The 15043-nt window shown below is 71.8% G+C and carries 13 protein-coding genes; 8 read left to right on the top strand and 5 right to left on the bottom strand.

The window, feature by feature from the left end; all coding sequences use genetic code 11:
- Positions 1-48: 48 nt before the first annotated feature.
- Genes LQ326_RS40505 through LQ326_RS40485 form a run of 5 tightly spaced genes read right to left on the bottom strand, consistent with a single transcriptional unit; the run spans position 49 to position 5644 of the window.
- On the bottom strand, positions 49-1359 hold the full coding sequence (locus tag LQ326_RS40505) for a DUF58 domain-containing protein (RefSeq protein WP_234544075.1): 1311 nt from the start codon (positions 1357-1359) through the stop codon (positions 49-51).
- The gene (locus LQ326_RS40500) at positions 1359-2348 is read right to left on the bottom strand and encodes an AAA family ATPase (protein WP_234544079.1); all 990 of its coding nucleotides are present in this window, start codon (positions 2346-2348) and stop codon (positions 1359-1361) included. The genes LQ326_RS40505 and LQ326_RS40500 overlap by 1 nt, the downstream gene beginning before the upstream one ends.
- On the bottom strand, positions 2348-3547 hold the full coding sequence (locus tag LQ326_RS40495) for a DUF4350 domain-containing protein (protein ID WP_234544074.1): 1200 nt from the start codon (positions 3545-3547) through the stop codon (positions 2348-2350). The genes LQ326_RS40500 and LQ326_RS40495 overlap by 1 nt, the downstream gene beginning before the upstream one ends.
- Positions 3544-4272 (bottom strand): DUF4129 domain-containing protein, encoded by a 729-nt coding sequence (locus tag LQ326_RS40490; RefSeq protein ID WP_234544073.1) that lies wholly within the window; start codon positions 4270-4272, stop codon positions 3544-3546. Before LQ326_RS40490 ends, LQ326_RS40495 begins: the two co-directional genes overlap by 4 nt.
- 4 nt (positions 4273-4276) lie before the next feature.
- Complete coding sequence (locus LQ326_RS40485; RefSeq protein ID WP_234544072.1) at positions 4277-5644, bottom strand: DUF7847 domain-containing protein; 1368 nt, start codon at positions 5642-5644, stop codon at positions 4277-4279.
- Positions 5645-5783: 139 nt separating this feature from the next.
- On the opposite strand from LQ326_RS40485, the gene mtnA reads away from it, so the two are divergent.
- The 8 genes from mtnA to LQ326_RS40445 all read left to right on the top strand — a co-directional run bounded on the left by mtnA (position 5784) and on the right by LQ326_RS40445 (position 15040).
- The gene (gene mtnA, locus LQ326_RS40480; protein WP_234544071.1) at positions 5784-6923 is read left to right on the top strand and encodes an S-methyl-5-thioribose-1-phosphate isomerase; all 1140 of its coding nucleotides are present in this window, start codon (positions 5784-5786) and stop codon (positions 6921-6923) included.
- A gap of 150 nt (positions 6924-7073) precedes the next feature.
- Positions 7074-7244 (top strand): hypothetical protein, encoded by a 171-nt coding sequence (locus LQ326_RS40475; RefSeq protein WP_234544070.1) that lies wholly within the window; start codon positions 7074-7076, stop codon positions 7242-7244.
- Positions 7245-7437: 193 nt separating this feature from the next.
- Entirely contained in the window at positions 7438-8127 is a 690-nt protein-coding gene (mtrA, locus tag LQ326_RS40470) for a two-component system response regulator MtrA (RefSeq protein WP_015659998.1), read from the top strand.
- 1 nt (position 8128) lies between these two features.
- Positions 8129-10168 (top strand): MtrAB system histidine kinase MtrB, encoded by a 2040-nt coding sequence (gene mtrB / locus LQ326_RS40465; RefSeq protein WP_234544069.1) that lies wholly within the window; start codon positions 8129-8131, stop codon positions 10166-10168.
- Positions 10158-11996, top strand: coding sequence for an LpqB family beta-propeller domain-containing protein (locus tag LQ326_RS40460; RefSeq protein WP_234544068.1), 1839 nt, complete (start codon positions 10158-10160; stop codon positions 11994-11996). The genes mtrB and LQ326_RS40460 overlap by 11 nt, the downstream gene beginning before the upstream one ends.
- 185 nt (positions 11997-12181) lie before the next feature.
- Entirely contained in the window at positions 12182-13078 is an 897-nt protein-coding gene (locus LQ326_RS40455; protein ID WP_234544067.1) for a ComF family protein, read from the top strand.
- 313 nt (positions 13079-13391) lie between these two features.
- Entirely contained in the window at positions 13392-14084 is a 693-nt protein-coding gene (gene hpf, locus LQ326_RS40450) for a ribosome hibernation-promoting factor, HPF/YfiA family (RefSeq protein WP_372497078.1), read from the top strand.
- A 206-nt stretch (positions 14085-14290) separates the two neighbouring features.
- Positions 14291-15040, top strand: a complete 750-nt coding sequence (locus LQ326_RS40445) for a response regulator (RefSeq protein ID WP_181806400.1) — start codon at positions 14291-14293, stop codon at positions 15038-15040.
- Positions 15041-15043 lie beyond the last annotated feature (3 nt).

Genomic DNA, 15043 nt, shown 5'->3' with positions numbered 1-15043 from the left:
AAGGGGTGCGGTTTGGGAGGCCGGCCTGCCCCCAAGGCCATTCGGGAATCAGAGCCGGCCCGCCGCTTTCAAAGCCAGGTACGCGTCCGCCAACGCGGGAGCGAGATCATCAGGCGTCGCGTCCACGACCGTCACCCCGTGCCGGCGGAGTTGCTCCGCGGTCCTATCCCGTTCGCTCTGCGCCTGCGCGGCCGCCGCCGCCTCATACACCGAGTCGGCGTTTCCACGAGCCGTTGCCATGCGGGCGACATGCGGGTCGGCCACCGACGCGAGCAGAACCGTGTGGCGCTGGGTCAGTTGGGCGAGCACGGGAAGCAGGCCCTGTTCGACCGGGGCCGTGTCCAGTGTCGTCAGCAGGACGATCAGGGACCGGCGTGGGGCCGTACGGAGCGCGGTGGCGGTGAGCCCGCGGGCGTCCGTTTCCACGAGCTCCGGTTCCAGTGTGGCCATCGCGTTGACGAGGGACGGGAGGACATCGCCCGCGGCGCGGCCCTGGACGAGGGCGCGGACCCGACGGTCGTAGGCGAGGAGATCCACGCGGTCGCCCGCGCGGGACGCGAGGGCCGCGAGGAGGAGCGCCGCGTCCATGGAGGCGTCCAGGCGGGGGGCGTCGCCGACTCGGCCGGCGGAGGTGCGGCCGGTGTCGAGGACGAGGAGGATGCGCCGGTCGCGTTCGGGACGCCAGGTGCGTACCGCGACCGCAGACTGCCGGGCTGTGGCACGCCAGTCGATCGAGCGGGTGTCGTCACCGGGGACGTACTCGCGCAGGCTGTCGAATTCCGTGCCCTCGCCGCGGGTCAGAACGCTGGTGCGGCCGTCGAGTTCACGCAGTCGGGCGAGTTTCGACGGTAGGTGCTTGCGGCTGGTGAACGGGGGCAGAACCCGTACGGTCCAGGGCACTTTGTGGGCGCTCTGGCGAGAGAACAGGCCGAGGGGGCCGTAGGAGCGGATGGTGACGCGGTCCGCCTGGCGGTCGCCGCGGCGGGTGGGGCGCAGGCGGGTCGTGATGCGGCGGCGTTCGCCCGCCGGGACGGTCAGGCGGTGGCGTGAGGCCTCCACCTCCGTGCCGGGCTGCCAGCTGCTCGGTGGCCAGCCGTCCCGGAGGCGGGCCCGCAGCGGGCGCCCGGACGGATTGGTCACCGTCAGGGTGACGTCGGCGGTCTCGCCCAGACGGGCGGAGGTGTCGCCGGAGCGGGCCAGGACGAGGCGCCGTACCGGGGCTGCCAGGGCGAGGTCGCAGGCGCAGGCCAGGGCGAGCGGTCCGTTGACGGCGAGGATGCCCGTCCAGCTCGGCTCCCAGATGCCGACGGGAATCGATCCGATGGCCGCGATGAGGGCGGCGCGTCCGGTGAGCGGCATCAGCGGGGGACCGGGACGTGAGCGAGGATCGCGTTGATGACCGAGTCGGCGGTCACGCCCTCCATCTCGGCCTCGGGGCGGAGCTGGACGCGGTGGCGGAGGGTGGGCAGGGCGAGGGCCTTGACGTCGTCGGGGATGACGTAGTCGCGGCCTGTCAGCCAGGCCCAGGCGCGGGAGGTGGCCAGGAGGGCGGTCGCGCCGCGCGGGGAGACGCCGAGGGTGAGGGACGGTGACTCGCGGGTGGCGCGGCAGATGTCCACCACGTAGGCGGTGATCTCGGGGGAGACGGTCGTCTTGGCGACCGCCGCGCGGGCGGCTTCGAGGTCGGCGGGGCCTGCCACGGGGCGTACGCCGGCGGCGCGCAGGTCACGCGGGTTGAAGCCCTCGGCGTGGCGGGTGAGGACGGCGATCTCGTCCTGACGGGAGGGGAGCGGGATCGTCAGTTTGAGGAGGAAGCGGTCGAGCTGTGCTTCGGGGAGGGGGTAGGTGCCCTCGTACTCGACAGGGTTCTGGGTCGCGGCGACCAGGAACGGATCGGGCAGCGGCCGAGGAGTGCCGTCGACGGTGACCTGGCGTTCCTCCATGGCTTCGAGGAGGGACGACTGGGTCTTGGGCGGGGTGCGGTTGATCTCGTCCGCGAGAAGGAGGTTGGTGAAGACCGGGCCGGGCTGGAAGGAGAACTCGGCGGTGCGGGTGTCGTAGACGAGGGAGCCCGTGACGTCGCTCGGCATCAGGTCGGGAGTGAACTGGACGCGTTTGGTGTCCAGTTCGAGCGCGGATGCGAGGGCGCGGACGAGCAACGTCTTGGCGACCCCGGGGACACCTTCGAGGAGAACGTGTCCGCGGCAGAGGAGAGCGACGACGAGGCCGGTCACGGCGGGGTCCTGGCCGACCACGGCTTTGGCGATCTCCGCGCGCAGGGCCTCCAGGGAGGCCCGGGCGTCGGCCGGGTTCCCGGTGCTCCCGGCGTTGTCAGTGGTCGGGTCCATCATGGACGGCGTACCTCTCTTTCGAGGGCGTCGAGCTGGTCGGTGAGGGCGATGAGGGCCGCGTCGTCGCCGGGCGGCGGTCCGAAGAGCAGGGCGTGCAGGGCCTGTCCGTCGCCATGGAGATGCGCGGACAGGGCGGCGAGCAGGGCCTCGGGCGCGTGCGCCTGGGAGACGGGGACGCCTACGAGGGGGGCGAGGCGGGTGCGGGCGGTGGAGCGAAGAGCGGCGGCGGCGCGGTCGCGGGCGCTCGCCTTCCGGTAGAGGCGGGCGCGGCCTTCCACGGTTTCGGAGGCACGGATCGCCACGGGGAGTTTCTCGGGCACGAGGGGACCGAGCCGGCGTGCCCGCCAGAAGGCGGCGAGCGCTGCGGCGATGAAGAGCTGGAGCGTGCCCCAGAGCCAGCCGGAGGGCAGCAGGTCGAACAAGGATTTCTGGTCGCCGGTACCGGTGGCCGTGGAGTCGGAGAGCGAGGGGAGGTACCAGACCAGATGGGGGCGCGAGCCGAGGAGTTGGAGAGCGAGCGAGGCGTTGCCCTGCTCGTCGAGGCGGTCGTTGAGCAGGATGTCTGGGGCGCCGAGGACGACGGTGTCGCCGCCTCCGGAGGCCGCGGGGACGCGGATCAGCGTCGCCAGGCGCTGGCTGGGGTAGCAGGAGTCGGCGTCGAGGTGGGTGGTGGTGTAGCGGATGCCACCGGTGTCGGCGCTGCCCGCCCGCCGGGCCGCGGGCAGGGTGCAGAGGGGGGCGAGCGTGGACTTGAGGCTGGTGGCGGGGTCGGCGGTGACGCCGGGGGCGAGCCGTTCGACGGAGGTGCTGCCGGCGGCGACCAGGACGGTGCGGCCGCCCGACCGGGCCGTCGACTTCTGCAGCTGGGACTGCTGATGCGGGGCCAGCAGATCCGGGACGGCGACGAGAAGGGTGGTGTCCCGGCCGGCCGCGGCGCGCGCCTCGGCCAGGGTGGTGACCACGCGGGTGTCCACACCCCGGTCGGCGAGGAGTTCGGCGACGGCGCGGCTGCCGTAGCGGTCGGCGGAGCGCGGGTCGAGGTCGCCGTGCCTGCTGTCGGAGCGGATGACGGCGATCGCGACGGCCCCGGCGAGGACGAGCACCACGGCGAGGACGATGCCCCGGGTGCGGGTCCACACCTGGCGGCCGGTGGGCGCCGTGGAGGTGGTCGGGAGAGTGGCCACGCCGGTGGTCATTCGGCGGCCCCCTGGCGGGTGCTGTGGGCCGTGCTGTGGGCGCTGGCGGCGAGGTTCGGTTTGGCGCGTTCCAGGTCACGGTCGAGGTCGGCGACGCGGTCGTACGACGCCTGGGACGCCCTGCGGCCGCCGTACGTCACGCCGTCGAACTCCAGGGCGGCGGCGCGCAGCCGGTCGGCGTGGGCGGGCAGTACGCGGCCGGCTTCGGCGGCGGCCTCGTCGGCGGTGCAGCCGGGGCGGACGTCGAGCAGGGCGCGTTCTTCCAGGGCGCGGACGACGGCGCGTACGCGTTCCTGGAGGGCCTGGTTCCAGTGGCCCTGGGCGGCGTGTGCCTCGGCGGCCGCCCGGTGCTCGGCCGCGCTGCGGACCCGGTCGTCGAACAGAGCGGCCGCGGAGACGGGGTGCCGGCGGGGGGTGCCCAGGCGCCACCACAGGGCGCCCAGGACGGCGACGACGGCCAGGACCACGACGACCAGGCCCAGTCCGCCTCCGGGCGTCGCGGACGCGGCGGCGGAGAGCAGGCGGTCGATCCAGTCCAGGGCGGCGTTCAGGGCGCGCTGGAACAGCCCGGGGTCGTTCTCGTGGTACATCCGCTTGGACAGTTCATGCCGTGCGGCCTCCCGCGCGGGGTCGCGCGGGATGGTCACGGGCGGCTGGTCGCCCGAGCCGGTCAGCGACAGCAGGGCGGCGGGCACGGCTGTGAGGACTCCCCCCGTCGGGCTCACCGCATCAGCTCCCCGGGACGGTGCCGGGGGTGCCGGCGCCGTAGTTCTCGACGCCGGCGGCACGGGCCAGTTCGAGGTCGAGGGCCTCACGGCGGATGCGCTGGTCGATGTAGAGGAGCACGGTGACGCCCGCGTTGATCGGGAAGGTGAGCATGGATCCGATCACGGAGCCGATGCCGCTGATGACGAGGAACGTCCAGCCGTAGTTCGCGTTGGTGTTCTCAAGGAAGCCGGTCATGCCGTGGCCGCCCGCGTAGGCCCCGATCAGCGTGAAGGGGATCACGGCGAGCGACGAGACGATGTTGGCGATGATCGAGGCGAGGAACTGGATGCCGAAGACCCGCCACCAGGAGCCGCGTACGAGCTTGGTGGAGCGGCCCAGCGATGTGGTGATGCCCTGCTTCTCCAGCATCAGGGCGGGCGAGGCCAGGGAGAAGCGGACCATCAGCCACACGGTGACGACGGCACCGGCGAGGATGCCGAGGACGAGCAGGGCGGCGATGGCGCCGCTCGGACCGCCGGCGATCGCGACGACGATGCCCGGCAGCGCGCCGACGAGCAGGACGCCGACCGCGATGAGCCCGGTCAGGAGGATGAGGCCGAACAGTTTGAGGACCTGCGGGCGGGCGTCGCGCCAGGCCTCACCGATGGTGACGGACTTGCCGAGCACGGCGCGGCTGGTGACGGTCGTCAGCAGGGCTGTCGCGATGATGGTGCCGACCAGGGTGATCAGCAGGACGGCGCCCGAGCTGAGCGCGACCCCACCGGCGGCGCGGCTGACCTCGGTGAGGGAGGCGCTCGGGTCGCTGAGTGCGTCGGTGGTCTCGGTGTCGTTCAGGACGAGGCCCTGGAGGAGGATCACCGCGACCTCGGCGACGACGGCGATCGTCAGCGAGATGCCGAGGACCGTGCGCCAGTAGGTGCGCATGGTGGAGACGGCGCCGTCGAGGATCTCGCCGGTGCCGAGCGGGCGGAGCGGGATCACGCCGGGTTTGGCGGCGGGCGGGGGGCCGCCCCAGCCGCCGCCCCAGGCTCCGTATCCGCCGGGCGGCCCGTATCCGCCAGGGCCTCCGTAGCCGCCCGGGCCGCCATAACCCGCGCCGGGGGGCCGGCCGCCCCAGCCGGGGCCCGGGGGTGGGGGCGGCGGTGCCTGGCCTGGTGCCGCGGCGCCGGTGGGCGTGGACCACTGGCCGGGTGGCGGCTGCTCCTTGGACCACTGAGAGCCGGAGCCCTGCGGATCGGTGCCCGGCTGATCGGCGGGCTGATCGGCGGGCCCTGCGGGGACGGGGCGGTCGGCAGGGGTGGACGCGCCGGGTTCCCGCCCGTCGGACGGGGCGGATCCGGGCGAGGCCCAGCCCGGAGTGTCGTTCATCGAAGCTCCTTCACGGTGCCTGTCCGCGGACGCGTCGGCAGGTTGGCTGCCATCGTGCCATGGGGTGGGCGCCCAGTGACCGGCCGAGGTGGAGCTGCGCACCTTCAATTGTCTGCCGGATCCGGGGCAGACTGACCGCATGGCTGATCAGTACGCGCAAACCGGCGAGGACAAGCGGCCGACGGGAATGCCAGTGATCCGATGGGAGGAGCCGCCCGAAGGTCCCGTGGTGGTCCTTCTCGACCAGACCAGACTGCCGACCGAGGAGGTCGAGCTGGTGTGCACGGACGCGTCGGCGCTGGTCGAGGCGATCCGTTCGCTCGCGGTGCGCGGGGCGCCGTTGCTCGGCATCGCGGGGGCCTACGGCGTCGCGCTCGCCGCCGCGCGGGGCTTCGACGTGGACGAGGCCGCGGTGGCGCTGTCGGGTGCCCGGCCCACGGCCGTGAATCTCTCCGTCGGGGTGCGCAGGGCCGCGTCGGCATACCGGTCCGCTCTGGCCGAGGGCGGAGACAGCGGGGCGGCGGCCGCGGCGGCGCTGGCTGCGGCGCGGGCGCTGCACCGGGAGGATGCCGAGGCCAGCGCCCGGATGGCCGAGCACGGGCTGGCGTTGCTTGAGGAGTTGCTGCCCGGCGGGGGGCACCGGATCCTCACCCACTGCAACAGCGGTTCGCTGGTGTCGGGAGGGGAGGGAACGGCGTTCGCGGTGGCCCTGCACGCCCATCGGACGGGGCGGCTGCGGCGGCTGTGGGTGGACGAAACGCGTCCCTTGCTGCAAGGCGCTCGCCTGACGGCGTACGAGGCGGCTCGCAGCGGCATGGCGTACACCTTGCTCACCGACAACGCGGCCGGTTCGCTGTTCGCGGCGGGGGAGGTGGACGCGGTGCTGATCGGGGCGGACCGGATCGCGGCCGACGGTTCGGTGGCGAACAAGGTGGGGAGCTATCCGCTCGCGGTGCTCGCGCGGTACCACCATGTTCCGTTCATCGTCGTGGCGCCGGTGACGACGGTGGATCCGGAGACGCCGGACGGGGCGTCCATCGAGGTGGAACAGCGCCCCGGATACGAGGTGACCGAGGTCGCGGCACCGCAGGTGCCGGTGACGGGAGCGGGAGGCGGGATTCCGGTGGCGCCCCTGGGAACCCAGGCGTACAACCCGGCGTTCGACGTGACGCCGCCCGAGTTGGTGACGGCCATCGTCACGGAGGAGGGCGCCGTCTCGCCCGTGACAGCTGAGGCCCTTGCCGAGCTGTGTGCCAGGTCGCGCCAGACGACGAGGTAGCCGATGTGCCGATGTCGTCGGCTCGACCGCCGGGAACGGCCTCTCCGGCTGCGGTGATTCGCGGGCCGAGGGGTCGTGGCGTCCAGCGGTCGTGTCGACCGCCGGCAGGGGTACCGTGAGCGCCGCAGATCTCGGCGGAGGATTGAGCGGGTGCCCATGCAGGTGATCAGACGCACCGTGGCCAGCGTTCTCCTGCTCTGCGGTGCGTTGCTCTGGGCGCGGGAACTCCAGCGGCAGGCTTCCGGCCGTGGCGCGAAGAAGAGCCTGTTGGGGCTTGCGTTCGCGCTGTGCGCTGCCGGGGTGCTGATGAGCCAGGCGTAGCGGCACCGCGTCGGTACGACTCGGCCTCGCGCAGCGGGTCAGGAGGAGCGGGCGGTCACTGGCGGTCGGAGCCTGCATCCGTCGCTGACATCGACGTCGGCGGACGGGGGCAGACAGTGACCGCTCCCTGCGGCTAAGGTCACAGGCCGGTGACCCTGGTCACCTGCGTAACCTTCACCGTTATGAGAATGGGATGATGTCGTTTATGAAGGGACGAGTCCTTGTCGTCGACGACGACACCGCACTGGCCGAGATGCTCGGCATTGTGCTGCGTGGTGAAGGTTTTGAGCCGTCTTTCGTAGCCGACGGTGACAAGGCACTGGCCGCTTTCCGTGAGACCAAGCCCGATCTGGTGCTGCTCGATCTGATGCTGCCCGGCCGGGACGGTATCGAGGTGTGCCGTCTGATCAGGGCGGAGTCCGGGGTGCCGATCGTGATGCTCACGGCGAAGAGCGACACCGTCGACGTGGTCGTGGGCCTGGAGTCGGGCGCCGACGACTACATCGTCAAGCCGTTCAAGCCGAAGGAGCTGGTGGCCCGGATCCGGGCCCGGCTGCGGAGGTCGGAGGAGCCGGCGCCGGAGCAGCTCGCCATAGGTGACCTGGTCATCGACGTGGCCGGGCACTCGGTGAAGCGGGACGGGCAGTCGATCGCGCTGACCCCGCTGGAGTTCGACCTGCTGGTCGCGCTCGCCCGCAAGCCGTGGCAGGTGTTCACGCGTGAGGTGCTCCTGGAGCAGGTCTGGGGCTACCGGCACGCGGCGGACACCCGTCTCGTCAACGTTCACGTCCAGCGGCTGCGCTCCAAGGTCGAGAAGGACCCGGAGCGGCCGGAGATCGTGGTGACCGTCCGTGGCGTCGGATACAAGGCGGGACCCAGCTGACATGCCCGGGGACAGTGCCGCTTCGGCCCCCGGCCGGTCCGGGGACCGTCCGGAGCGGCCTGTCGGCGGGAAACGGCTCGGCACGCGCTGGCGGCGGCTCTTCGAGGGCGGACTGCTCCAGGGCGGGGTTCAGGGCAGCCCGGTGCTGCGTCTGTTCATGCGCTGGGTGCGGCGGCCGCTGCTGCCGGTCATGCGGCTGTGGCGGCGCAACATCCAGCTCAAGGTCGTCGTCACGACCCTGCTGATGTCGCTGGGCGTGGTCCTGCTGCTCGGCTTCGTCGTCATCGGCCAGGTGCGCAACGGCCTGCTGGACGCCAAGGTGAAAGCCTCCCAGAGCCAGGCCACCGGCGGTTTCGCGGTGGCCAAGCAGAAGGCCGACGAGGCCGGGACCGGCACCGGTGACACCGCCGAGACGGCGGACGGACGGCAGTCGCAGAACCTCACCTCGTGGATGAGCGACCTCGTCGAGTCCCTCTCCAGCGGTGGCCAAGGCGCCTTCGACGTGGTCACGCTGCCTGCGGGCGACAACAACAGCGGCGGTGGGCGCACCCGCGCCTCCGGACAGGTCGATCCGACGGCCAGCGTGCCCGACGACCTGCGCGCGCGGATCAACGGCAATACGACGGCCGCGCAGAGCTACACCCGGATCATCTACACGGACGACAAGGAGTCGCAGCCCGCGCTGGTCATCGGCAAGCAGGTCAACGACCCGAACAACCAGCCGTACGAGCTGTACTACCTCTTCCCGCTCACCCAGGAGGAGAAGTCCCTCAGCCTGGTCAAGGGCACGCTGGCGACCGCCGGGCTGTTCGTCGTCGTCCTCCTCGGGGCCATCGCCTGGCTCGTCGTACGGCAGGTCGTCACGCCCGTGCGGATGGCGGCCGGGATCGCCGAGCGGCTGTCGGCGGGGCGGCTCCAGGAGCGGATGAAGGTCACCGGCGAGGACGACATCGCGCGGCTCGGCGAGGCCTTCAACAAGATGGCGCAGAACCTCCAGCTGAAGATCCAGCAGCTGGAGGACCTGTCGCGGATGCAGCGCCGGTTCGTGTCCGACGTCTCGCACGAGCTGCGGACGCCGTTGACGACGGTCCGGATGGCGGCCGACGTCATCCATGAGGCGCGCCAGGACTTCGACCCGGTGACCGCGCGGTCCGCGGAGCTCCTCGCCGACCAGCTGGACCGGTTCGAGTCACTCCTCGCCGACCTGCTGGAGATCAGCCGCTTCGACGCGGGCGCGGCGGCGCTGGAGGCCGAGCCGATAGACCTCAGGGAGGTCGTACGGCGGGTGGTCAGCGGCGCGGCGCCGCTCGCGGAGCGCAAGGGCACGCACATACGTGTGGTCGGAGACCTGCAGCCCGTGGTGGCCGAGGCGGACGCCCGGCGGGTGGAGCGGGTGCTGCGCAACCTTGTCGTCAACGCCGTGGAGCACGGCGAGGGCAAGGACGTCGTCGTCAAGCTGGCGGCGGCCGGCGGCGCGGTCGCGGTCGCGGTGCGCGACTACGGCGTCGGGCTCAAGCCCGGCGAGGCGACCCGGGTCTTCAGCCGCTTCTGGCGGGCGGACCCGGCACGCGCGCGTACCACCGGTGGTACGGGCCTGGGGTTGTCGATCGCGCTGGAGGACGCGCGGCTGCACGGCGGCTGGCTGCAGGCGTGGGGCGAACCGGGCGGCGGCTCGCAGTTCCGGCTGACGCTTCCCAGGACGGCGGACGAGCCGCTGCGCGGTTCGCCGATACCCCTGGAACCCAAGGACTCCCGGCGCAACCGGGGGCTGGGTGAGGCCGGTCTGCCGAGCGGCGGCGAGGACAAACGGGCGACGGTACCGGTGCAGTCCGGCGGTCAGGCGCCGCCGCTCGCGCCGATGACGCAGCGGATGACCACCACGGTGCCCACGGCCGACCCGACCGCGCTGCCCGGCAGCGGCGCGCGCGTGGTGCCCCGGCCGGTCCAGGGCGTACGGCGCTCGGAGGGGCCGCCCGAGACCGGTCAGGCCGGCGGGGCGGACGAGTCGAACAAGCCAGGGGAGGCATTTCGTGGGCGCTGACCGAGAGGGGAGCGCCCGGCGCGGTCCGGTGCGCGCGGTGGCGTACGCCGCCTGTGGGGCCTTGCTGCTGGCGGGCTGTGCCTCCATGCCGGACAGCGGCAACCTGCAGGACGTGGAGTCCACGCCACGGCAGGACACGCAGGTGCGGGTCTTCGCCATGCCGCCGCAGCAGGACGCCTCGTCCACGGAGATCGTGCAGGGCTTTCTGGAGGCCCTGACCAGTGACGATCCGAACTACGACACGGCGCGCCAGTATCTGACCAAGGCGGCCTCGAAGAGCTGGCGGCCGCAGGTGCAGGCCACCGTGCTGGCGAACGGGCCGAGCATCCAGACGAACCCGCGTCCGGCGGGCCGCGAGGGCACGAACAGCATCACGTACACGCTCCAGGGCAGCCGGGTGGCCACCGTCGACGCGCAGCAGGCCTACACGCCCGCGGACGGGTCGTACAGCAGGACGGTGCATCTGACCAGGGACACCAAGAGCGGGCAGTGGCGGATCGACTCGCTGCCGCAGGGGGTCGTGATGGGCAAGTCCGACTTCCAGCGCAACTACACGTCGGTCGACAAGTACTACTTCGCCTCGGACACGTCGGCCGGGGAGACCGGGCAGCCGGTGGCGGTCGCCGATCCCGTCTTCGTGCGCAGCCGGGTGGATCCGACGACCCAGCTGGTGCGTTCACTGATCAAAGGTCCCACCGCCTGGCTCGGCCCGGTGGTCCGGTCGAGTTTCCCGACCGGTACGGCGTTGAAGAAGGGCGTGTCCGGGCTGACCCCGGACGACCAGAATCAGGTCACGGTGCCGCTGAACGTCAAGGCGTCCCGGATCGGCTCGGCCAAGTGCAGCGAGATGGCGACCCAGTTGCTGTTCACGCTGCGGAACCTGACGCCCACCGTGGACTCGGTCGCGCTGCAGTCCGTCAGCGGCGCACACATGTGCGACGTCGACGAGAGCCAGGCCGAAGCCACCGCCTGGCGTGCCTCGACCAAGCGCCCCGACTACCTGTACTTCCTCGATGGCAAGCACCGGCTGGTGCGGATGGCGGCCGGCGGTACCGGGACCAGCGCGTTCGCCGTGCCGGGCCCGTTCGGCGCGGGCACCAAGCCGCTGCGGTCGGTGGCGGTCGCCCGCGACGAGCGGACCGCGGCCGGGGTCACCAGCGACGCCAGGACGCTGTACGTCAGCTCGCTCGCGTCCGACGGTTCGCTGGGCGACGCCGTGCTGACCAGTCACGGTGCCACCGAGAACGACCGGCTGACGGCGCCGAGCTGGGACGCCCGCGGCGACCTGTGGGTGGCCGACCGCGACCCGGCGAAGCCGCAGCTGTACATGCTGGAGCACGGCGTGGGGCAGCCGCTGGCCGTGCAGGTCCCCGAACTGAACGGCCGGGTCGAGGACGTGCGGGTCGCCGCGGACGGGGTGCGGATCGCGCTCGTGGTGGAGAAGGACGGCAAGCAGTCGCTGCTCGTCGGGCGGATCGAACGCACCAAGTCCGACGACCAGCAGGAGGTCTCGGTCCTCGAACTGCGCTCCGCCACTCCCGGCTCCGAGGAGGTCACCGCGATGTCCTGGGCGGGGGACAGCCGGCTCGTGGTGGTCGGGCGCGAGCAGGGCGGTGTGCAGCAGACGCGGTACGTCCAGGTCGACGGGTCCACACCGGACGGGGCGGCGCCCGCCGCGCTCACCGGTGTCCTCGCCATCGCCGCGTCCGAGGACGACCGGGTGCCGCTGGTGGCCCGCTCGCAGGACGACGGGATCGTCCGGCTGCCGTCGGGGGACCAGTGGCAGAAGGTGGTCAAGGACGGGTCGGCGCCGGTCTATCCGGGCTGAGCCCCGGGCCGTGCGTGAGCGGCCGTCCCGTTCCGGCGTCGAGCCGGGCGGGACGGCCGTTTTCGTGTGCTGACATCGGCTTCCTGACCTGTGTGGGTGACGTGCCGTGCGTATCGCCCGGAGTTGTCCACAGGCGGTTGTCCACAGGGGTGGCAGACCTGGCCGGCTGTGGGCACAGTGGGCACATGCGGGGGTGGTGGCAGGATCTCACCGACCTGGTGCTACCGGCCGAGTGCGGAGGCTGCGGGACACCGCGCACGGTGCTCTGTGCCGAGTGCCGTGCCGCCCTGAGCGGGGCCGTACCGCGCCGGGTGCGACCGGTGCCGGAGCCGCCCGGGCTGCCGGTGGTGTACGCGGCGGCGTCCTACGCGGACGAGGTACGGGCGGCCCTTCTCGGCCACAAGGAGCGCGGTGCGCTGGTGCTCGCCGGTGCGCTGGGCGCGGCGCTGGCGGGAGCGGTGCGGGCCGGGCTCCGGGACGGCCGGAGCCTGCGGATCGTCGCCTCGTGGCGCGGGACGGAGGGTGGCGTCGCCGCGTCCGGGCCCGTGCTGCTCGTCCCGGTGCCGTCCGCGCCGTGGGCCGTGCGGGCGCGGGGGCATGACCCGGTGCGGCGGATCGCCCTCGCGGCGGCCGCGGAACTGCGGCGGGCCGGGGCCTCGGCCCGGGTGGTACCGGTGCTGCGGCAGCGGCGGGCCGTGGCCGACCAGGCGGGGCTCAACTCCCGGCAGCGGTTCGCGAATCTGGCGGGTGCGCTGGAGGTGACGGCGGGTGGTGCGCGGCTGCTCGCCGGGGGCCGTGTCGTCCTCGTCGACGACCTGGTCACCACGGGTGCCACCCTCGCCGAGGCGGCGCGTGCGGTACGGGAGGCCGCGGGAGCCGCAGGGGCAGGAGAGGGAGCAAGGGCCGTGTATCGGCGCGCGGCTTGGGAAGGAAGGGAGGAACGGAAGGCCGGATCAAGAGAAGAGCAGGCCGAGTGGACACGGGACGTATCGGGAATGGCCGAGGTGAACGGCCTCGCGGGGCCGATCCGTGCGGCCGTGGTCGCGGCCACCCCGGATTCTTTCGAAATGAACCGGAACTGATGGTGAACGTACATCGTTGCAGCTAGAGACGAGGCCAATTCACTTGAATGGAGGTACGCATCAGTAGAGGGTGACGACATCCGTCCGGGCGAGATATGTTCGGTTGTGAGGGAGAAAGCCGCAGGCCATGGCTCCCCTATCCGAATGCCGTGCCGCGGGTTTTCCGTAATCATCGCGGTGCTGGGGTGGAGACTCGCCCATGGGGGAGGAGGAGGTGAAGTCGCCGAGTCCAAGGCTCCGGGGTTCACCGGAGCTGGGTGCAAAAGGGAGATGCTCCGCAGTGCAGCGGAGCGATCCGGGAACGGAGTTCTGCGTGGACATCGTCGTCAAGGGCCGCAAGACCGAGGTGCCCGAGCGGTTCCGCAAGCACGTGGCCGAGAAGCTGAAGCTGGAGAAGATCCAGAAGCTCGACGGCAAGGTGATCAGCCTCGACGTCGAGGTGTCCAAGGAGCCCAACCCCCGACAGGCCGACCGCTGTGACCGAGTGGAGATCACGCTCCGCTCCCGCGGTCCGGTGATCCGGGCGGAGGCATCGGCCAGTGACCCGTACGCGGCACTCGACCTGGCGGCGGAGAAGCTGGACGCGCGGCTGCGCAAGCAGCACGACAAGCGGTTCTCACGCCGCGGCGCACGGCGGATCCCGGCCGCCGAGGTCCCCGACCACGTCCCGGGCGCGGCGACGCTCAACGGGAACGGCAGCCCCGTCCACGAGGAAGAGACCGACGGCGTGCCCACCAAGAAGATGGGCTCCCTGGAGGTGAAGGGCGAAGGCCCCCTCGTCGTCCGCGAGAAGACCCACGTCGCCTCCCCGATGACCCTCGACCAGGCCCTCTACGAGATGGAACTGGTCGGGCACGACTTCTACCTGTTCGTCGACTCCGAGACCAAGGAACCGAGTGTCGTCTACCGGCGGCACGCGTACGACTACGGCGTCATCCACCTCAGCACGGACCCGATGGTCGCCCAGGCGCAGCCCCCCGCGGCAGGGGGCACGCTCGGCGGCTGACCCGCCCGGCCGGCAGTTGAACCGGTGCCCCTGGGAGTGCCGTGCGCCCCCAGGGGCACCGGTGTGCGACCACTTCGCGCCCCGCTCTGTCACCGCGTTCCGGTCCGGGCATGGAATCATGGCCGTAACGGTCCAACCGGTGGGCCGCTGCCTTGGGTTGGCGGATGGCACAGCACCACAGGCCACAGCCTTCAGGGGGAGGAACGATGGCGGACAGCTTCGGACCGATGCGGGACGGTGATGCCGACGGCGGCGTCGCCGGCATGGGCCCGGACACGGGCGGTACTCCACGCAAGGAACCGATCAGAGTCCTTGTCGTCGACGATCATGCCCTCTTCCGCCGCGGACTGGAGATCGTGCTCGCCGCCGAGGAGGACATCCAGGTCGTCGGGGAGGCGGGCGACGGCGCGGAGGCCGTCGACAAGGCCGCCGACCTGCTGCCGGACATCGTGCTGATGGACGTCCGGATGCCCAAGCGCGGTGGAATCGAGGCGTGCACCTCCATCAAGGAGGTCGCGCCCAGCGCGAAGATCATCATGCTGACGATCAGTGACGAAGAGGCCGATCTCTACGACGCGATCAAGGCGGGTGCGACCGGATACCTTCTCAAGGAGATCTCCACCGACGAGGTGGCCACCGCCATTCGGGCGGTGGCCGACGGGCAGTCGCAGATCAGCCCGTCCATGGCGTCGAAACTCCTCACCGAGTTCAAGTCGATGATCCAGCGCACCGACGAGCGCCGGCTGGTGCCGGCGCCGCGGCTCACCGACCGGGAACTCGAAGTGCTCAAGCTGGTCGCCACGGGGATGAACAACCGCGATATCGCGAAGGAGTTGTTCATCTCCGAGAACACCGTGAAGAACCATGTGCGCAACATCCTGGAGAAGCTGCAGTTGCACTCCAGGATGGAGGCGGTGGTCTACGCGATGCGGGAGAAGATCCTCGAAATCCGCTGAGGC

The organism is Streptomyces shenzhenensis (genome assembly GCF_021462265.1).
GTDB classification, from domain to species: domain Bacteria; phylum Actinomycetota; class Actinomycetes; order Streptomycetales; family Streptomycetaceae; genus Streptomyces; species Streptomyces shenzhenensis.
Note: the sequence above shows the minus strand (reverse complement) of the source record. Positions and strands in the feature narration are given on the sequence as shown.